Annotated in this window: 18 protein-coding genes; 8 read left to right on the forward strand and 10 right to left on the reverse strand. The window is 57.0% G+C overall.

Annotated features, from left to right (window positions below; all coding sequences use genetic code 11):
- Positions 1-11 precede the first annotated feature (11 nt).
- The 5 genes from HJW02_RS03725 to HJW02_RS03745 form a co-directional block, all read right to left on the reverse strand.
- A complete protein-coding gene (locus HJW02_RS03725; RefSeq protein ID WP_102753006.1) occupies positions 12-1,139 on the reverse strand; it encodes a DUF805 domain-containing protein in 1,128 nt (375 codons plus the stop codon).
- Between the two features lie 101 nt (positions 1,140-1,240).
- A complete protein-coding gene (gene zupT / locus HJW02_RS03730; RefSeq protein ID WP_102722568.1) occupies positions 1,241-2,053 on the reverse strand; it encodes a zinc transporter ZupT in 813 nt (270 codons plus the stop codon).
- A 51-nt stretch (positions 2,054-2,104) separates the two neighbouring features.
- Positions 2,105-3,127, reverse strand: a complete 1,023-nt coding sequence (locus HJW02_RS03735; RefSeq protein ID WP_102722567.1) for a thioredoxin family protein — start codon at positions 3,125-3,127, stop codon at positions 2,105-2,107.
- Between the two features lie 16 nt (positions 3,128-3,143).
- Positions 3,144-4,142, reverse strand: coding sequence for a hypothetical protein (locus HJW02_RS03740; protein WP_102722566.1), 999 nt, complete (start codon positions 4,140-4,142; stop codon positions 3,144-3,146).
- Between the two features lie 18 nt (positions 4,143-4,160).
- On the reverse strand, positions 4,161-4,622 hold the full coding sequence (locus HJW02_RS03745; protein WP_146018153.1) for a hypothetical protein: 462 nt from the start codon (positions 4,620-4,622) through the stop codon (positions 4,161-4,163).
- 108 nt (positions 4,623-4,730) lie between these two features.
- On the opposite strand from HJW02_RS03745, the gene HJW02_RS03750 reads away from it, so the two are divergent.
- The 6 genes from HJW02_RS03750 (at position 4,731) to HJW02_RS03775 (ending at position 11,321) form a co-directional block, all read left to right on the forward strand.
- On the forward strand, positions 4,731-6,005 hold the full coding sequence (locus tag HJW02_RS03750; RefSeq protein WP_022397290.1) for a valine--pyruvate transaminase: 1,275 nt from the start codon (positions 4,731-4,733) through the stop codon (positions 6,003-6,005).
- A gap of 20 nt (positions 6,006-6,025) precedes the next feature.
- Positions 6,026-6,901 (forward strand): YicC/YloC family endoribonuclease, encoded by an 876-nt coding sequence (locus HJW02_RS03755; protein ID WP_102722565.1) that lies wholly within the window; start codon positions 6,026-6,028, stop codon positions 6,899-6,901.
- 5 nt (positions 6,902-6,906) lie between these two features.
- Positions 6,907-7,503, forward strand: a complete 597-nt coding sequence (gene gmk / locus HJW02_RS03760) for a guanylate kinase (protein WP_240454298.1) — start codon at positions 6,907-6,909, stop codon at positions 7,501-7,503.
- Between the two features lie 613 nt (positions 7,504-8,116).
- On the forward strand, positions 8,117-8,722 hold the full coding sequence (locus HJW02_RS03765; RefSeq protein WP_102722564.1) for a tetratricopeptide repeat protein: 606 nt from the start codon (positions 8,117-8,119) through the stop codon (positions 8,720-8,722).
- 12 nt (positions 8,723-8,734) lie between these two features.
- Positions 8,735-10,240, forward strand: a complete 1,506-nt coding sequence (locus HJW02_RS03770) for a hypothetical protein (protein ID WP_102722563.1) — start codon at positions 8,735-8,737, stop codon at positions 10,238-10,240.
- The gene (locus HJW02_RS03775) at positions 10,233-11,321 is read left to right on the forward strand and encodes a hypothetical protein (protein ID WP_102733113.1); all 1,089 of its coding nucleotides are present in this window, start codon (positions 10,233-10,235) and stop codon (positions 11,319-11,321) included. The genes HJW02_RS03770 and HJW02_RS03775 overlap by 8 nt, the downstream gene beginning before the upstream one ends.
- A gap of 59 nt (positions 11,322-11,380) precedes the next feature.
- Here the strand turns inward: HJW02_RS03775 and HJW02_RS03780 are convergent, their stop codons facing one another.
- Positions 11,381-13,255, reverse strand: a complete 1,875-nt coding sequence (locus tag HJW02_RS03780; RefSeq protein ID WP_102722561.1) for an SLC13 family permease — start codon at positions 13,253-13,255, stop codon at positions 11,381-11,383.
- Positions 13,256-13,386: 131 nt separating this feature from the next.
- On the opposite strand from HJW02_RS03780, the gene gluQRS reads away from it, so the two are divergent.
- A complete protein-coding gene (gluQRS, locus tag HJW02_RS03785) occupies positions 13,387-14,232 on the forward strand; it encodes a tRNA glutamyl-Q(34) synthetase GluQRS (RefSeq protein WP_102722560.1) in 846 nt (281 codons plus the stop codon).
- A 56-nt stretch (positions 14,233-14,288) separates the two neighbouring features.
- On the opposite strand, the gene HJW02_RS03790 is transcribed toward gluQRS, so the two are convergent.
- The 4 genes from HJW02_RS03790 to HJW02_RS03805 are packed head-to-tail and all read right to left on the reverse strand — an operon-like array spanning position 14,289 to position 16,922.
- Complete coding sequence (locus tag HJW02_RS03790; RefSeq protein ID WP_102722559.1) at positions 14,289-14,783, reverse strand: hypothetical protein; 495 nt, start codon at positions 14,781-14,783, stop codon at positions 14,289-14,291.
- 5 nt (positions 14,784-14,788) lie between these two features.
- Complete coding sequence (locus HJW02_RS03795) at positions 14,789-15,220, reverse strand: hypothetical protein (protein WP_022397282.1); 432 nt, start codon at positions 15,218-15,220, stop codon at positions 14,789-14,791.
- 40 nt (positions 15,221-15,260) lie between these two features.
- Entirely contained in the window at positions 15,261-16,187 is a 927-nt protein-coding gene (gene menA, locus HJW02_RS03800; protein ID WP_102722558.1) for a 1,4-dihydroxy-2-naphthoate octaprenyltransferase, read from the reverse strand.
- Positions 16,188-16,214: 27 nt separating this feature from the next.
- Positions 16,215-16,922, reverse strand: coding sequence for a type I 3-dehydroquinate dehydratase (locus HJW02_RS03805; protein WP_102722557.1), 708 nt, complete (start codon positions 16,920-16,922; stop codon positions 16,215-16,217).
- A 363-nt stretch (positions 16,923-17,285) separates the two neighbouring features.
- Here HJW02_RS03805 and HJW02_RS03810 point away from each other — a divergent pair, with 363 nt between their 5' ends.
- On the forward strand, positions 17,286-18,080 hold the full coding sequence (locus tag HJW02_RS03810) for a hypothetical protein (RefSeq protein WP_102722556.1): 795 nt from the start codon (positions 17,286-17,288) through the stop codon (positions 18,078-18,080).
- Positions 18,081-18,116 lie beyond the last annotated feature (36 nt).

The following is an 18,116-nucleotide window of genomic DNA, read 5'->3' on the forward strand; positions in this document are numbered from 1 at the left end:
GTATCCTGGAATCAGGATACGGTTATTTTTTGCGGAAGCACGCCATATTCATTGGGACCGGGAGAGCTTTTAAGCAGCATCATGGACAGGAAGAGGATGGAAAACAGGTCCATCAGGCTGGAGGCCATCCCCAGATAGCCCAGGTAGGGCGTCATGTCCTCCGGAATCAGGCGCAGCAGGAAAATCAGCAGGAAGGTAACGATGAAAATGAGGATGGGAATCAGGATGAATTTTCCGCTCAGGCTGCTGTCATGCAGGCGGCGCACGGCCACCGGCAGGTTGAACAGGATGTTGAGCCCCGCCACAGCCGCCAGAAGCTCCAGGGAAAGCATGCTCAGCTCTCCGGACTGGTAGAAAAAGTAAAAGGTGGGGTTAAAGCAGGCGTGCGCCAGCAGGATCAGGGTATCCTGCGGGTGGGCGGCGTACAGCAGGATTTGGCGGGACGGGGAGACGTAAAAGCCCAGCGGGTTGCTGTCCACGTCTATCATGCTGTAGCCCAGCGGCAGGAACAGGAGGACGGAAAGGAGGAAGAAGGACCAGAATTCCGCCCGTGAGGCGCGCCCGGCCACCGTGGTCAGCTTCCGCAGGCTGATGAGCCAGTAAAGGTAAAACGGCGTGAAAGGCGGCTTTTTCCGTTCTCCGGGAGTAACGGAGGCGTTTGCCGGCTGTGCGCCCGCGCGGCGGCAGTACTTGTTGCCGTCCGTCTTGCTTTCTCCCAGCGTCAGGTAGAAAAAGATCAGGTGCCCCAGGCCGAAGGGAAGCAGCACGGAAAGAATCCAGAGGCCGCTCCTGCCCGTATCATGCAGGCGTCTGAATGCCGCCGCCGCGCAGGGAACTATCAGGGCTGCCCACAGGAGGATGGTCAGGGCGTCCCCGTAAACGCTCAGCCTTGTATCTGGAATGTGCAGCCAGTCCGTCAGGATGTAGCCTGCCAGGGCCGGAATCAGGGCCAGGAGGGGAAGAGCCATGAACCACCAGAATTCCGCCCGGGAAGTGCAGCCCCGGAAATCCGCATAACGGCGGAAGCCTTTTTTCCAGCAGGAAAGGGGGGAAGGGGAGGAAGATGGCTGTGGAGCGGCGGAAACGGCAGGAGAAGCAGGGGTAGCAGGGGTAGCAGGGGTAGCAGGGGAGTCCGGCATGGATGAGAAGGGGGTTTCCGTTTAGACCCCCTGACGCCGGGAAATGCTCAATACTCCCGCGTCCAGGACACGGAAAATTTCTTTCCCGCAGCAGGGCCGATTCAGATCAGGACAACCGCCATCAGCAGCATCCCGGCAATGATCCCCATGATGGAAATGTGGTGGTGCCCCCAGCGTTCCGCCATGGGCAGCAGCTCGTCAAAGGATATGAAGACCATGATGCCCGCCACGGAAGCGAAGAGGATGGCCAGCACGGTGGGGGTGAGGAAGTGGAACAGGAAGAGCATGGCGATGGCCGCGCCCACCGGTTCCGCCAGGCCGGAGAGGAAGGAATAGAAGAGGGCCTTTTTACGGCTGCCCGTACCGTAGTAAAGAGGCACCGCCACGGCAATCCCTTCCGGAATATTGTGGACGGCTACGGCCAGGGCGATGGACGTGCCCAGCGTCAGGGAGTCCAGCCCGGCGGCGAAGGTGGCGACCCCTTCCGGAAAGTTGTGGATGCCGATGGCCAGCGCGAACAGGATGCCGGACCTTTTGATTTTGGAGGAGGAAAATTCCCCGCTGCCCTGCCCGTGGATGTCTTCCGGGCCGCGCGCTTCGTGCGGGTTTTCGTCTTCCGGCACCAGGTAGTCAATCAGGGCCGCCACGGCAATGCCTCCGAAGAAGGAGGCAATTGCAATCCATGCGCCTGCCGTGTGGCCTTCAAATTCCATCAGCCGGTGCTGCGCCTCTCCCAGCAGTTCCACCAGGGAAATGTACACCATCACCCCGCCGGAAAACCCCAGGGAAAAGGTAAGCGTCTTCGTATCCGTCCTCTTCATGAAGAAGGCGATGAAGCCCCCTATGCCGGTGGCGAGACCGGCCAGCGTAGTGAGCAGGAAGACGACGAGGATGTGGTTGGCGGAAAGGTCCATGTGCGGACCTGCCGGGCAGGGAGAACCCGGTACCCGGCAGGAAAAAATAGGTTATTTTTTCGCGGGCGCCGGAGGAACGATCATTTTAGTGGCCCGGATGGCTCCGGGGGGAAGCGGGGGCTCTTCCCCCGGCTTCAGCTGGCCCCGTTCCTTCTTGATTTCGGGCAGTTTTTCCAGAAGCCTGCTGCACATTTTTCCTTCAAAGCTGTCCGGAAGAAGCGCAATGGCTTCTTTAAGGGGCCGTTCCAGTTCATTCACCCTGTTTTGCTGCATGAGCAGGTTCACCTCTTGCATGAGGACAGCCTGTTTGACTTCCGGAAGCAGCCCGTCCTTCTTCAGGTAGCCGTCCATGATGGAAAGGGCTTCGTCAGGCTTTTGCTCCGCCAGGATGTGGACGTTTTTCTGCCGGAACGTATCGGCCAATTCCTCTCTCTGGGTATTGAGCAGCTCTTTCCTGTTTAGTTTGGCGCGGATGCCGGAAGCATCCTGCGGATCCAGTTTCGCCAGTTCTTCCAGAGCGGGCTTATAGAAGGTGCAGATGCTGGACTGGGGAACCGTGTTCAGCAGCTGGACCAGGGCGTCCCGGCGCTCTTGCTCTGTAAGCTGTCCCGCCAGTTTGGCCGTCAGGGCCTGCTGCGTTTTGAGGGCTTCCGCCGCCTTTTCCGTATCCTGCATGACCTGGTCCGGATTGGAGTAGCCTACGACGGTATGGACGGGGCGCCCCTGGGCGTCCGCAAACACCAGCGTGGGGAATCCGGTGATGCCGTAGGATTTCTTGTAGGTTTCCAGAGAAGCTTTTGTCTGTTCGTCCTGCTGCTTTTTACGCGGGTAGTCCAGTTCCACGGGAATGAAGGAGCGGGCGATGTCTTCCTGCACCTTGGGGAGGGAAAGGGCCTGCTTTTTCTGCATGATGCAGGCTCCGCACCAGTCGGAACCGGTGAATTCCAGCATCACGCCCTTTTTCCGGGCGGCGGCCTGCTGCATGGCCTCTGCGGGGTTGGTGCTCCAGGCTTCGGAAGCTCCGGCGACTCCGGCAAGGAGCGCGGCCACGAGGGGTAATATGAGTGTTTTCATAATATGGAGATGATTGTTACATGGGGGGCAGCGGAGAATGGGCGGGAGGAACCCACATGTTCCCGGAAGAGGATCCGTCCGAATCTCCCGTGTGTGTGGGCGTTTCAATTTGCGGCTTCCCGGCGGGCGGGTCCAGGTCCACCACCACTTTCTTTTTGGGGGGCTGTGGAGCGGGGGAGGGAGCCGGGGCCGGAGAAGGCGCCCGGCGGATCACGGGGGCCTGAAGGGAGGCGTCCGTCTGGTTCATGGCCGTGATGTTCAGGGGGTCGCCGTAGGCCAGCATTTCCCGGATGTCGTCCGGGAGGTCTCCGGCCGGAATGGAGGTGCTCCCCTGTTCGTGCATGATGCGCACGAATTCATTTTCCACGCGGGTGATTTCCACGTTCAGGTAGGTTTTGCCGGAATGGGATGTTCTGAGGATGTCGAACTTGCGGCCGCGGGCCTTGGCCCTGGCGTCCTGGCGGTAGCGTTCAAAGTAGGAGCGGATTTCCCCCCGGATGCCGGCCACGCGCATTTTCTCCTTCTCAATGGACTTCTGCGTCTCTTCCAGATCGGATGCCGTATGTTCAAAAATGTCCAGCAGGCCGAGGAGCTGTTCCTTGGGGGCGGTCCTGTTCCGTATTTCCATGAGCTGTACCTGCTTTTTCAGGAGCTGGGAGTGATTGGCCTCCAGCGCCTCCCGCGCGTCTTTGACCGGGTCCGGGAGCTGGGAGAATTTTTCATAAACGATGTAGCCGGCCCCGATGACGATGAGGGCGAACAGCCCAAGGCACAGATTCCAGAAAAGGGCGTCTCCCCTGGCTTTCCGTTCGGCGTCTTCCTGCCGGGCCGATTCTTCTTCCGCGGCGTGTTCGGACACGACGTCCAGGGAGGTTTTCAGGCGTTTTTTAGCCGCAGGGGCGGAGGTTCCGTCCTTGTGTTCTTCGCCGTTCTCCCTGGGGGCGAAGCGGGTTTCGTCTTCGGAAGGAGGGAGGGCCTCGTCGGACGGCTGCTTGGGGGAAGGTGAGTCAGTCATGGGTTGCGTGGGGTGGGGTTAATCTACCGGGTGGGACTGCTTGAATTCGGCCAGTTTGGCGGCATACGCGTTATACTGGTATTGCAGGGCGTGGAACTCCTGCTTGCGCTGAGCCAGCGTCTTGCGCATGTCTTCAATGTCAAAGCACAGGTGCTCGAAGTCGCGGCGCTTGGAGGGCAGAATGTCAATATCCTTCACCGTGAAAGGCGTGGTGACTTTTCCCGGGGTGGAAAGCCGTTTTTGAAGATTGTAGTTCACGCGGGCGTCGTGGGATTCCGCGCGGCTGATTTCCTGGTCTATCTGGGCCAGGGCGTCCTTCGCCTGCTGGAGCTGGGCCTGGAGCTGCTGGTGTTCCGAGGAGGAATTTCCCGTAATGAAGGAGGTAAGGGCTTCATTCGTACCGCTGTCGCACGAGGTGAGGGCCAGCGCAAGGGCCAGCGCCGGACAGGTACGCCTGGTGAATCGCACGATATTGAACATGCCGGGGATTATGAACATTAACGGGGGGGAAAGTCAAACTGTTCATGCGCCCTGCGGAACAATGATTTTTCTCGCATAAAACGCGCATGCGGCTACAATGCCCGCGGCATGATGCAATTATCGGAGATTGGAGGCCACCTGACGGCCAGAACGGGTATTGATGATTTGATGGAGGATTTGTTCAAGGCCCTCCATTCGGAGGAAACAGGCCTGTGCCAGTTGAACGGTGGGAGCCCCGCCGTCATTCCTGAGGTGACGGAACTCTGGCGCCGCAGCATGGCGGAGCTGGTGCGGAATGGAAAGTTTGACGTGCTGGTGGGCCATTACGCCCATCCGGGCGGTGACCCCGCCTTCATTCGCGCGCTGGTCCGTTTTCTCAATGAACGCTGCGGCTGGAACCTGGCGCCGGAGAACGTGGCGATCACCCAGGGCGGCCAGATGGCCTGCTTCACGCTGTTCAACATGCTCGCGGGGCCTTGCCCGGGCGGAGGCATGCGTGAAATCCTTTTTCCGCTGTGCCCGGATTATGTGGGCTACCAGTCCCAGTCCCTGTGCGGGGGCGTGATGTTCCGGGGCATCCGGCCCGGCATCCGCATGCTGGACGGCCATACGTTCAAGTACGTGATTGACTTTGACCGCCTGGACATACGCCCGGAAACGGCCGCCGTCTGCATGTCCCGCCCCACGAACCCCACCGGCAACGTGGTGACGGATGAGGAGCTGGACCGCCTGCGGGAGATGGCGTCCCGCGCCGGGGTGCCCCTGATGATTGACAACGCCTACGGACCGCCGCTGCCCAACATCTGCTTTGTGCCCGTGAAGCCGGCCTGGGATGAAAACATGATCCTGACCATGAGCCTTTCCAAAATCGGTCTGCCCGGCACGCGCACCGGCATCGTGATTGCGCGCCCGGACGTCATCCGGGCCGTGGTCAGCATGGTGACCACCTCCTCCCTGTGCCCGAACAACCTGGGCCAGGCGCTGGTAACGCCCTATCTGGAAGACGGCACGCTGGAGCGCGTCTGCCGTGAAACCCTCACGCCGTTTTACCGCGGGCAGGCGGAATTCGCCCTGTCCCTGCTGCCGGAACTCTTCGGAGAATCCATCCCGTGGCGCGTCCACAAGAGTGAAGGCGCCATGTTCCTGTGGCTGTGGTTCGAGGGGCTTCCCATCACGTGCCAGGAACTCTACGAACGGTGCAAGGCCCGGGGATGTTTTGTGAATCCCGGCCACCACTTCTTCTTCGCCCTTCCGGAGGAGGGGGAACCCTGGCCGCACCGGCATGAATGCATCCGCATCAGCTTCACCCAGACGGAGGAACTCCTGCGCAAGGGGCTTTCCATCGTGGCGGACGAGGTGAAGAAGGCCTACTCCCATTCTTAACCTAAATCTGACCCGTAACCATGAACAGCATGACCGGCTTCGGCAGAGCCGTTGCCCAGACAGACCGTTACAACATCCTTGTTGAAATATCAGGCGTAAACCGCAAACAGACGGAAATTGCCGTCAACGTGCCGCGCAGCTATGCGGAATGGGACGCCCCCGTGCGCTCCATCGTCCAGGGGGCCGTATCACGCGGCCGCGTGGGCGTCTCCGTCTCCGTGGAACGGCTGGCGGAAGCAGACGGCTCCCTCCAGCTTGATGAAAACAAGCTGGCCTCCCTCGCGGGGCTGCTGAACCGTGCGGCTGACCTGGCCGGGCAGCCCATGCCCCTCCAGGCGTCCGACTTGCTGCGGCTGGAAATCATCACTTCCACGGCGGAAGCCGCCCTTTCTCCGGAGGAGGCTTGGCCGGTGGTGGAAGAGGCGCTCAAGGCCGCCCTGAAAGATTTTACCGCCATGCGCGCGGCGGAAGGAGCCAATCTGAAAGCGGACGTGCTGGGCAAGCTGGATACGCTGGAACAATTCCGCCTCAGCATCGCGGAGCACGCCCCTTCCGTGCCCGTCAGGCTGCGGGAAGCCATGCTCAAGCGTCTGGCGGAGGCCGACCTGTCCGTTTCTGCGGATGATGAACGCATCATCCGGGAAGTGGCCCTGTTTGCGGACAAGTGCGACATTTCCGAGGAAATCACCCGCCTTTCCTCCCATTTTGACCAGTTCCGCACCTTGTGCGGTTCGTCCGCGCCCGCGGGCAGGCCCCTGGACTTCCTCTGCCAGGAAATCTTCCGGGAATTCAACACCATCGGCTCCAAGGCGAACGACTCCACGCTGGCCCATCTGGTGGTGGCGGCCAAGACGGAGCTGGAAAAAATCAGGGAACAGGTTCAGAACATCGAATAACAGCCATGAAACAGCCATTGGGAACTTTGCTGGTGGTGTCCGGGCCTTCCGGTTCCGGGAAAACGACCTTGTGCCGCCGCGCGACGGAAAACGGACTGTGCGTGTACAGCATCTCCTGCACGACGCGCCGTCCCAGGTCCGGGGAAGTTGACGGGGTGGACTACCACTTCCTGACTGCCGCCGAATTCGCCGCCAGGGTGGAGCGGGGGGACTTTCTGGAATATGCGGAGGTGCACGGCAACCGTTACGGCACGCTGAAGGCGGACATCCTGAATCTTCTGGAACAGGGGAAAAACGTGGTGATGGACATAGACGTGCAGGGGGCCGCCCAGGTCCGCGCCTGCGTGGACGGCATTCTTCCCAAATGCTATACGGACGTCTACATCTACGTGCCTCAGGAAGAGCTGAGAAACCGCCTTTGCGGCCGCCAGACGGATGAAGACGAGGTGATCTCCCTGCGCCTGCGCAATGCCGCGCGGGAGGACGCCTGCCTGCCCCGGTACCAGTATTGCCTGGTTTCCTCAGACCGGGAAACGGACTACGCCGCCTTTGCCGCCCTGCTCAAGTGCCAGTCCATGCGCGTGGCGCTGATGAGGGAGTAGGACTCCCGGGTGCTGGATTTTTAAGGGGCTGTCTTTCTTTTTACAGGAGAGACAGCCCCAAATAATGAAATGGGTCCACATCTGAATCACCACGGAAGGTAAAATGTACCGTGGGATCAGGCTCCGGATTCCGGATTTGCCGGACCAGCTCAACATTGATAGATACTTCTCACTGAGAATGTTCAAGAGTGGGATTGTATTGGAAGGCCTTGATGATCGTGCCATATTTTTCCGGTTAGTGGTTGAGAAAGCCTGAAGTGTAAGGATAGGCTGATTAGCGGTAATGTTTTGCCCATTTTTAATTTTCCTATTTCTTTCATTGGACAGATGAAAAACGGTAAAACATTGACAGGTAACTAAATTTTTCACTATATTACATATACTCAATGAAAAGCTGTATCCATTTGAGTTATTTGTTGATTGCCATGTTCGCCTATGGTGTTTGTGGGGACAAGGGGATCTGTGCTATTTCTCCTAGCACTTCCACATCTCCCCTTACTCCTGTGGCCCTGTTGAAGGCTCTGAAGGAAGGAACAGGAACGAGGACACAACTAAAAATAGCTCTTTTTCGATATATGAGCCAGGAAGCGGAAAAGGCGAATGATCAAGTAACATGGTACACTCCGGAAGCTGGACGCAACACAAGGATATCATCAAATACGTCGGTTTTGAGAAGGATTGGGCCGTCATCAACAGACGGACCCTTGTCGTTCTCAAGACTATTCTCAAGAAGCTGAAAGATCAGGATTCTTCTGTACGGCTTGACGGCCTTGACGGGCTCACGAAGCTCATGCTGGCACTTGAAATCACTGCTACGCCGCAGAAAGAACAAATCCGGGCGCTGAGGCTTCTGATCGGCCAACTTTATTTTTTCCCAAGCCTCTATTTCAAGGAATCCAAAAACATGCCCTTTCTTTCGGAACGCATGCTGCGGATAGGTTTTTTTCATGCTAGCTCCTTTTTCGATATGGGAAAAGAATTTTATCCATTGGGTATAGAAGCATACAAGCACCTCTTGAAAACTCATGCTACCCATCCGTCGTCTCAGAGCCATTATGTTTACTGGATTTCCTGGGGATATCTTCAACTGAAACAATATGATGAAGCCATTGCATGGGCCAGGAAAATGCCTCCATGCATTGGCATGACGGACGCCCCCGCTCGTTTGGAAAAATGGGCCAGGCAAGCCAAGGCCAGGCAGAAAAAAAAGAAGCGATAAACTCTTTCCATCATGACTACTCTAGACAAACTATTTATTTCCATGTTGTCTGCAGGATTCCTGCTGTCTCTTCAGGAAGCAACAGCAAATGATGATGTCAAGATTGATGACATCTTCTCCAAGCAAGACAAAAGTGAAATTGTGAATGTTATTGAACATCCTGCAGATCAAGTTGCAGAAACCGTTATTCAACGGGCTTTGGAAGGCCATGTCAAAAAACCTAACTCAACCATTGTTGATGATCCTCGAAAACCTCACAAGGAGAATTATTCCGTCTCCTTCACTTTTAAGGAGGCTCCCAATTTCCGTAAACGCCCTGAATATGACGACGACAAAAACAACGATTTTTCTGGTCAGCCTTGCGGTATCGGTTTCGTGACTCTGGTATCAGATGACGGTTGCACTATTTCCATTACGGACGATAAGGGAAAAAAACAGGAATGGCTGAAAGAAAGCGGCAAAGGTCATGATATTTCCAAGGGAAGAAGGGATTATCCCCACATTTTGATGCCCGGCACCCATACGTTTGACATTGAATATTCCCAGACCTATTACAATCCGGCTCCGGGGAAAAAAGATCTAGACGGAATTACCCTTTTCGTCACTCCTGTTGTGGTGGACATTTCCGTGCGGAAGCAAAATGCGCCTACGGAGAACAGTAGAGTATTGCTGATTAAGGGAGAATGCATAGAAATGGCGTTGAATAAGGATATGCTGGGACAAAAAAGCAAATTTAAAGATATTATCACATGGGAAATATGCCGGCTTCGAGCATCAAAGACACTTAATTTTGAAACCCAATGGGTTGAAGTTGGAAATGGAACAACATGTACCTACCAGTACAATACTCCGGGAATTTACCGTGTGCGTTCTAAAATCAATGGTAAAATTTTTACATATACTCGGCGGGAAGATGCGTATGGTGGAAAAAAATCTCCTTTTTTGTGTAGGGGAGACCCGGATTGCGTAGGGGTAGTCAACAGTCAGCATGAGAAAAACCTTATTAATAGTGCCATCGCAGATTTGATGAAAAAGACTTATGCCAAATTGACCCCGTGGTATGATTTTGACAAATTGGAAGATGTTTTCCGTAACGCTTCTCCTTCATTGGATACCGCAACAAAACAGCTTTATACGGAAGCGGCTCTTCTTAAAAAAGAAGTAAAGAATTACGGGCATAATGCCTTTGGAATGAATAATTTTTATAATCAGAGCAAATGTAATATATTTGTATTTTACCACTGCCATTCCTGTGGTATTGATATTCCTACCTTCACCATCAACCTCGTCCAATCACGGGCCCCCATAGTTGCAGAATGGATATCACCAAATACAACAATAAAAGGGTGGAAATGGTTCAAGGCTTCCACTGTTTTACCTGAGCCTGGATGGCTTTGTTTCGATGATGCCCACTGTGCTATTATAGACTATGACGGTGCAGGAATTAGCGGCGGAGTTTCTGATAACAATAAAATTCTCTATTTAATATTCCCGAATTATTTTAGAAAACATGAATAAACTATTATCTTATTTCTTGCTGAGCCTGCTTTCCTTTCCGGCTTTTTCCAATAATCAGGAGAGTCCGGATTATTGGAAAAAAATAAAAATTGTTCAGCAACAGAAAAGTCAATGCATCAAGGAGAAGCAATGGAAGGCCGCGGCAAAGGCGGATGCCGAATGCCGTCAGCTTATTCTTAAGAATATTCCCTTTATCTTCAATGATCTTTCCCGGTTTTCCAGGGTGGAGCTTACACAGATGGCTGACTACATCAGAAAATTTCCGGATGAAGACTATTTGCAGGCAGTTCAAGAACTGGCCAGGCGTGCAAAAGCCACGGATCCGCTTCATCAAGGTTTTCTTGAAAAAATCATTTTTGATCCTTTTGAAGGTCCCAGGGACAATTTTTTCGCCCTGAATTGGAGAGACCGGCAAATCAGAGATATTTGTAAGGAGCTGGACTCCAAACTATCTCCGAACAGCCCCTCCCGGAAACAGATCGCGGACATTCTCAACGGCCAGCAGTTCCAGGCGATGATTGCCGAGGGATTGGAAGGCGCAATCCTCCGCATGCCCTCCCGATTATCCAGAGAGGGTTATGATCCCCTATTCCGTGACAAACACGCGGGCGCTTCTGAAAAACAGCAACGTCAAGTCATCCTGGACCTTCAAAAGGCATGGAATGCCGCGTGCGCCCTTACGCTGGCCATGGATGGGGAAAAAGATATGTCCAAGACAGTTGACGCCTGGAAAGCCGCTATTAACGCCGGTCAGAACGTGATGTCCCTTCAGCCACCCGCCTCAGAGAAGGAACAGCAGGCTTTGGGCCAATTCTTTTATAAATCAGTATTTCTTCAGTACAGTAACTTGTCACCTGTGATTCACCAGCCTGATTCCCTGTATGTGCGGGTAAGTGAAAAGCTTGCTTCGTTAACAGAAAAGAAGGAATTCACGCCCCTGATTGAGACCATTCTTTCTTTTTTCCATACGATGGCCCAGCCGGATTCCTACTTGAATGAGGAGGCACTTTATCTTCATTCAGAACCCATGCGTCAGAAGATACGGAAAGAACGCCTTTCCTGTGACCCGGATGAATCCTGACTTTTTACACGGAAGAGCGGATTGCCCGCCGGGAAGCCTTTTCCGCAGAATCGTCTTTTCTACTTGAGCGGGTACAGCCAGCCGACGGTGCAGGTGAAGATGATCCACAGAAGAATGTTGAGGGGCAGCCCTACTTTCACGAAGTCCTTGAATTTGTAGCCGCCTGCGTTGTACACGTAGGTGTTGGTCTGGTAGCCGATGGGGGTGGAGAAGCTGGCGCTGGCGCCGAACATGACGGCCAGGATGAAGGGGATGGGGTTGGCGTCGAATTGCAGGGCCATTTCATAGGCCAGCGGTCCCATGACGGCGGCTACGGCGTTGTTGGAAATCATTTCCGTCAGGATGGAGCAGATCAGGTAGAGGCCGGAGATGGCGACCAGGCAGCCCATGGGGCCTATGTTGTCCACCACGCCGAAGGCGATGGCCTTGGCTAGTCCGGTCTTGCTCATGGCTTCCCCCACGCACAGCATGCCCAGAATCAGGAAGATGATGCCCCAGTCCACCGCCTGGTAGGCTTCCTTCGGCTTGACGCAGCCGGAGATGACGACGATCAGGGCGCCGATGAAGGCGAGGTAGAAGGGGTTGAAGCGCGCGAAGAACTTGAAGAATTCCCCGTACTGCTCAAAGGAGCCCAGCAGCCCGATGAAGATGAACAGCCCCATGGCCAGGATGGCCCAGCCCTGCTTGCTGCGGTTGTGCGCGTCCGCGGGGCGCTGGCTCAGGGGAATGATGCGCTGCTTGGTCAGGATGCGGTTCATCCCTTCCTGCGGGCCTTCCAGCAGCAGAGTGTCCCCGGCGGCCAGCTTGGTATCCGGCCCCATGTCCGTGATGTTCTTGCCCTGCCTGTGGATGGCGAGCACAAAAATGTTGAACCGCTGGCGCAGCTTGAGTTCGGACAGGGACAGTCCGGCGAATTCGGAATTGTTGGCAATCATGCCTTCCACGATTTGCACGTCGCGCTGTTCCAGCGTTTCCAGTCCGCGGCTGTCGTCCCAGCCCAGGTCCACGCCCCTGGCCTCCCGGACCTGGTTGACTTTTCTGGCATTGCACAGGAAGAGGATGCGGTCGCCCTCCTCCAGGTTGATGTGCTGCAGTTCCTCCTGCATGGAGAAGCCCTTGCGGCGCACTTCCACGATTTTGGTGCCTAGCAGTTCGGACTGCATGAGGCTGACGGGAGTGGCGCCGATGTGCGGGGAGTCCGCGGGGATTCTGACCTGGAGCAGGAAGTCGCGCTGGATGCCGCCGGGGAGCATGGTGGACAGGGTGGGGCGGGACGGGAGCCATTTGCGGCCAAAGGTCCAGAGATAGAGCAGCCCCGCCGCCGCGTAAATGAGCCCCATGGGCGTTACCGTGAACATCTGGATGCCTTCATAGCCTAGTTTCTGTACCTGGCCCAGCACGACCACGTTGGTGGAGGTGCCCACCACGGAGCAGGTGCCGCCCAGGATGGTGGCGTAGGAGAGGGGAATGAGGAGTTTGGAGGCCGCGATGTTGTGGTCCCGGCAGAAGGCCAGCACAATGGGCATCAGGATGACGACCACCGGGGTGTTGTTGACGAAGGGGGAGACCATGAACGCCCCCAGCGTGATGACCAGCAGCGCGGTCAGCTCCCGGCCTTTGGCTACCTTGTTGAAAAGCTTGGAGAGGTCCCCGATCAGCCCCGTCCTTTCCAGGGAGGCGCTCAGGATGAACATGCAGACCACCGTCAGCGGGCCGCTGTTGGCAAAGCTGGACAGCACGTCCCGCGTGCTCAATATCCCCGTAAGCATGAGCGCGGCGGTTCCTGCCAGGGCCGTGATTTCCACGGGCATCCATTCCTTGATGAAGCAGATGAACAGGAGCAGCAGCAGGATGCCCACAATCCATTGCTGGGTGGCCGCTGATTCCAGCCAGCCCATGACGGAGGCGGAGTTGATGTTGAGAAGAGAAAGCATGTACTGAAAGTTGAAGGTGCAGGGAAAGGGACCAACTCTCCTACTTTCCCTGCCTCTTTCTGTCAAGCCGCAATAATTTTCCGGAAAGGGTTTGAAAAGGCGGCTGCGCTTTTTTATGGTGGCGGCGCCGCATGGATTCCCCCATAGTAACAAGGTTCGCCCCCAGCCCTACGGGCCGTCTCCATCTGGGGCATGCCCTGGCCGCGTGGGAGGCCCGTTCCCTGGCGGACCGTTTTTCCGGAAGGTGCGTGCTGAGGATGGAGGATATCGACCGGACGCGGTGCCGTCCGGAGTTTGTAGGGGGCATCCTGGAAGACCTGGACTGGCTGGGCATTCGCTTTGACGGGCCGATGATGGTCCAGTCTTCACGCTTCAGCGCTTATGAACATGCCCTCCAGGCGTTGAAGGACCGCGGGGTGCTGTACCCCTGTTTCTGCACGCGCCGGGAGATTGCGGAGGAGGTGGCCGCCATGGGCGGCGCGCCGCAGGGCGGCCGCGTGGACGTTTATCCGGGAACCTGCCGCCTGCTTGACAAGGGGCGCCGGAAGGAGCTTCTCAAATCCGGCAAGCCCTTTTCGTGGCGGCTGGACTGCCGCGCCGCGGCGCGGATTACGGGACCCCTGCTGTGGCGGGACATGCGGTCCGGAGACCAGGTCTGCCGCCCGGAGGAACTGGGGGACGTGATTCTGGGCCGCAAGGATTGTGCGGCCAGCTACCATATTGCCGTGGTGGTGGATGATGCGGCCCAGGGCGTCACCCATGTGAGCCGTGGTGAGGATTTGTTCCCTGTGACCGGCATTCACCGGACGCTCCAGGCCCTGCTGGGGCTTCCAGTGCCGCAGTGGTACCATCACCGGCTGGTGAAGGATGCCTCCGGCAAGCGGCTTGCCAAGAGGGACCGGAGCCTGAGTCTTCAGGAGATGCGTGCCGCAGGGATGCGTCCGGAAGACGTGTTCCGCCTGATGCGGGAGAGTTAGGGGATGTTCATCCCCGTATTTCCGGAGTATCTTCTTGGCGTCTTCGGCGGCTTCCGTCAGGAAGGCCGGGTTCGGGAGTCCGGTTGCGTTTTTTCCGCGGTGGGGCGGATTCCGCGTTTTCCGATGCAGAGAAGGCATGCACAGGCCGCCGCCATGGTTAGCAGAAGAAGGGCACAGAAGGTCACCAGCAGATTCAGGTGACCCAGCGGGATAATCCATGCGGGCGGCATGATTGCCGTTCCCGCCAGTACCTGGGGAAGCCAGTTGAGGGCAGCCTGGGAAAGCTGGGTGATAAGCGTGAAGGCCAGCCCAGCGGCCAGCGTGAGACGCACCGCCGGAAGAACCGGGCGGAAGGTTTCACGGACGTTTTTTTTCATGGCCCATGCCGTTCCGGCGAACAGGGCCGCAAGGAGCAGGGGGGCCAGCAGCGCTGCGGAAGGAATGCTGTTCCAGTAGTTCCACGCACAGAGGGGGGAGACGGCCACCAGGAGGCCGGCGATTTTAATCAGGAGGCCCCGGTGTGGCGAGGCGGGTGCCGCAGCGTGGTTCATTTCCGTTAATCGGGCCAGACGTTGCCGGGCGTGCTGCCCTGGGTGATGACGACTTCCTGGCCTATTTTCAGGGTGAAGTTGGGCGTTACTTCCTGCTGGACTTCCACGAGTTCGTTCGTGTCCTTGAGCTTGACGCGCACGCGGATCATTTTGGTGGCCTCCACCCTGCCGTCCACGATGGAGCCGGTGGCGGAAGCCAGTTTGGAGGTGCCCATGCCGATGATGCCGGGCGTCATCGCTTCCGCCGCCGTGCCCGCCATGTTGGCGAAGGTGCCGTCATCCGCGGAGGTCAGCACGTTGATTTCCTTGATGCGGACCACGTTGCCCAGCTTGATGGTCGTCACCTTCCCGGTGGCGATTTCCAGAGTGCTTTTTTGAGTGCAGGAGAAGAAGGTGGGGAGAATGAGAAAAACGGGAATGAATTTAAGCAGATTCATGATACACGTATGTTACTACGTTGGGAAAAGGAGGCGTTTTTCAGTGTGTGGGCAGAATTGTGTACGTGGCCAGGTACAGCAGCAGATGGAGGGAGGCGAGGGCCAGCACCTTGTTCATGCGTTTGTCCGCAGGCGTTTTGCGGATCAGGAGCATCAGATAGCCGCCGAAGAGGATGGCGGGAATCCACATCCACCACGTATGGGAGAGGTTCAGGTGCAGGGCCCGGCTGGACGTGGGCAGCGTGATGTAGGCCGCCAGGATGAAGGCCTGGGCCATGGCGCGCGCTTTTCCCTCTCCCAGCCGCACGGCCAGCGTGCGCTTGCCCGTGGTGAGGTCTTCCTTTCTGTCGCGGATGTTGTTGATGGCTATCATGACGGCGCACAGAAGGCCGCACTGAATGCCCACCACGATGCCGGCGTTGTACACCGCCAGGGATTCCACCAGCGTGCCGGGGACGACCGGGGCCGTGCCTATCTGCACCAGGATGGTTCCCAGGACGGCCACCAGGCCGAAGAAGAGGATGACGAATATTTCCCCCAGCCCCTTGTACGCCAGCGGCCACGGGCCTCCCGTGTACCCGTAGGTGAAGTAGAGGGACGGAATTCCGATGGCGATGATGGGCCAGCCGCGCAGCTCAATGAGGGGGAGCGCCAGCAGGCACGCGCCCAGCAGGAAGGCGAGGCCGATGATCATGACCGTTCCGTGGGAGAGCGCTCCGCTGGCCGTCATGCGCACGGGGCCGGTGCGCCGTTCCGTATCGGCGTGCTTGGCGTGGTCAATGGCGTCATTGAAGAAATTGCAGGCAATCTGGAGGCAGAGGCAGGAGGCAAGCGTCAGGAGGGCCAGGGCCGCATTCCAGTTTCCGGTCAGTTTCTGCACCACCATGCAGCCTGCCCATACCGGAATGAGGGAGGCGGTGAGTGTTTTGGGGCGTGCCGCCAGAAAGGCGGAAGTAATAATGTTCATGAGAGAGCGGAAAGAAAGGCTCCGGAATCAGCGGAGAATAGGGCCGAGGTGGCGGAGGGTTTCCTTGATGAGGGAGACGTGCCACTGGCCGGGCGCCGTCTCTTTTTCCCCCAGGTAGCCGTACACCAGGCAGGAGCCGAGCTGGGAGTAAAGCAGGCGGGAGACGGGCCCCATGGGTCCCATGCCCATGACGGCAATCGGCCCCTTGGGCTTGGTGAAAAGCTGCACGCCCGTCTGGATGTCCGAGGCGAGGCACGGCGTGAACGCGAATTTGACGATGTCCGCCTTGTGGGCGCGCGCCCGTTTTTCCAGTTCGCGCAGGTAGTCGACGCCCGGCGTGATTTGGAAGTCATGGGTGGAGCCGATGACGATGACGTCCCGTGCTCCCGCTTCCATGATTAGTTCCCTGGCATGCCGCATGGCCTTGATTTCAATGTCCATGGCGGTGGCGTACGGCATGTAGGCACGGAGCAGGGCAAAGCGCTCCTCTTCCGGAATGCGGCGCAGGCCGCCTTCTTCATGGCAGCGTACGGTGACCAGCAGGGGCATCTCCGGCCTGAACTCCATGACCTGCTCCGCCGTGAGTTCCGGGGGAAGGGCATCCACGCGCAGTTCCACCCAGTCGCACTGGTCTGTTAAATCTTTTCCTTTCAGCGTTTTCCACAACTCCCATGAGGTGACGGACGCAACGATTTTCGGCGGATAGGTCTGATGTTCACGTACAATCTGCTGCATACATCCTACTATTCCAGTAAAGAAAGGAAGGTCAATCTTCTATTGAGGTGTTCCTCCTCATTTTGCGTCCGTATTATGTCAGTTCCCCAGCCTTGTTCCTTCCGGAGCTGTTTGCCTTAATCCTGTGCCAATCCTATTGTGCGGCTCCCCTGCGAATGGCTTGCGGGGCGCCAACGCCGGCAGCCATTCTGCTATCCGGACAAGATTGTTTCATAAGGTTCCGTTTTCTTTTCCGGCGGAGGGCGTTATTTTTCAATCTCCAGATGTTAAGAACATATTGAGAAGGGAGGGCAGGCTTGAAAAAGGCGGCCTGACGGCGTTACGTAAAAATCTGTGAATATGTTTTGGTCAGCGTTACTGCGAATGGGGCTGAATCCTTTCTGGGCGGCTTTGGATGCCGTGCTGGTGGTAAAGACGGAGGAAGGGGCGTCCGGCCATCCGGAATGGTCCTGGAAAGCGTATGTTCCGCATGGCGTTCCGGTTCATGAACTGGTTCCCGTAGACGTTCCTTCTCCGGGAGGGGACCGGGATGGGGCCTCTCTCCGGGCGGAGAGGCGGAAAGCGGCCCGGGTGCTGGGGCACCAGGCGGCTTTGGCTCTTGCTTCTTCCCGTAATTTCACCCGTTTCATGGTCGTGGAGGAAAATTGCCGTTTCAGGCTCCCGGTAACGGGCACCATGGCGCGGATGCTTGGGCAGTTGCTGAATGGATGCCGGGAAAGAACAGCCTTGTTTTTAAGTGAACCGCATCTTTCTCCCCATATTGCCTGCTCCGTGGCGAATGGGGAAAAGTCCGCTCTATTGCGCGTATCGGATATGGCTGCCTCCGGAGCGTATGTGATGAACCTTTCTTTATGTGACCGTGTTCTTCCGGCGCTTCCATCTGGTCAGCGGGTCTGGCCATGGCTGAGGTATTATGGTTCCCTGGAAGAATGGTTTGCCCGGTATTTGGGCCGCTACGGGGATTTATATGCCCTTTCCCCGGCGCCTGTTTCCTGCGGGGTGGGAGCGCCCATGCCCGCCCTCTGCAAATCCATGGGACACTTCAATAACGCACGTACCAAATATACGGATCTGTCCTATCTGGTAAATCCGGCGATCAACTCATGGCGCTGGCTGAAAAGCCTGAACCTTTTTGCCGGAAAGAAGGAGCTTCCGTGAAACCGCTGGAAAACGTCTTGTGCCGGCAACGCCATG

This window comes from Akkermansia sp. GGCC_0220 (genome assembly GCF_017566105.1).
Lineage (GTDB): Bacteria > Verrucomicrobiota > Verrucomicrobiia > Verrucomicrobiales > Akkermansiaceae > Akkermansia > Akkermansia massiliensis.

Excerpts from the sequence above, each read along its gene's own strand:
- HJW02_RS03810 (WP_102722556.1), top strand. The coding sequence starts at position 17,286 with ATGGGGCTGAATCCTTTCTGGGCGGCTTTGGATGCCGTGCTGGTGGTA.
- HJW02_RS03765 (WP_102722564.1), top strand. The coding sequence starts at position 8,117 with ATGGTACACTCCGGAAGCTGGACGCAACACAAGGATATCATCAAATAC.
- HJW02_RS03795 (WP_022397282.1), bottom strand. The coding sequence starts at position 15,220 with ATGAATCTGCTTAAATTCATTCCCGTTTTTCTCATTCTCCCCACCTTC.
- HJW02_RS03790 (WP_102722559.1), bottom strand. The coding sequence starts at position 14,783 with ATGAACCACGCTGCGGCACCCGCCTCGCCACACCGGGGCCTCCTGATT.
- HJW02_RS03745 (WP_146018153.1), bottom strand. The coding sequence starts at position 4,622 with ATGTTCAATATCGTGCGATTCACCAGGCGTACCTGTCCGGCGCTGGCC.
- HJW02_RS03735 (WP_102722567.1), bottom strand. The coding sequence starts at position 3,127 with ATGAAAACACTCATATTACCCCTCGTGGCCGCGCTCCTTGCCGGAGTC.
- HJW02_RS03755 (WP_102722565.1), top strand. The coding sequence starts at position 6,026 with ATGAACAGCATGACCGGCTTCGGCAGAGCCGTTGCCCAGACAGACCGT.
- HJW02_RS03805 (WP_102722557.1), bottom strand. The coding sequence starts at position 16,922 with ATGCAGCAGATTGTACGTGAACATCAGACCTATCCGCCGAAAATCGTT.
- HJW02_RS03725 (WP_102753006.1), bottom strand. The coding sequence starts at position 1,139 with ATGCCGGACTCCCCTGCTACCCCTGCTACCCCTGCTACCCCTGCTTCT.
- gluQRS (WP_102722560.1), top strand. The coding sequence starts at position 13,387 with ATGGATTCCCCCATAGTAACAAGGTTCGCCCCCAGCCCTACGGGCCGT.
- HJW02_RS03740 (WP_102722566.1), bottom strand. The coding sequence starts at position 4,142 with ATGACTGACTCACCTTCCCCCAAGCAGCCGTCCGACGAGGCCCTCCCT.
- HJW02_RS03770 (WP_102722563.1), top strand. The coding sequence starts at position 8,735 with ATGACTACTCTAGACAAACTATTTATTTCCATGTTGTCTGCAGGATTC.
- HJW02_RS03750 (WP_022397290.1), top strand. The coding sequence starts at position 4,731 with ATGATGCAATTATCGGAGATTGGAGGCCACCTGACGGCCAGAACGGGT.
- HJW02_RS03775 (WP_102733113.1), top strand. The coding sequence starts at position 10,233 with ATGAATAAACTATTATCTTATTTCTTGCTGAGCCTGCTTTCCTTTCCG.
- gmk (WP_240454298.1), top strand. The coding sequence starts at position 6,907 with ATGAAACAGCCATTGGGAACTTTGCTGGTGGTGTCCGGGCCTTCCGGT.
- zupT (WP_102722568.1), bottom strand. The coding sequence starts at position 2,053 with ATGGACCTTTCCGCCAACCACATCCTCGTCGTCTTCCTGCTCACTACG.
- HJW02_RS03780 (WP_102722561.1), bottom strand. The coding sequence starts at position 13,255 with ATGCTTTCTCTTCTCAACATCAACTCCGCCTCCGTCATGGGCTGGCTG.
- menA (WP_102722558.1), bottom strand. The coding sequence starts at position 16,187 with ATGAACATTATTACTTCCGCCTTTCTGGCGGCACGCCCCAAAACACTC.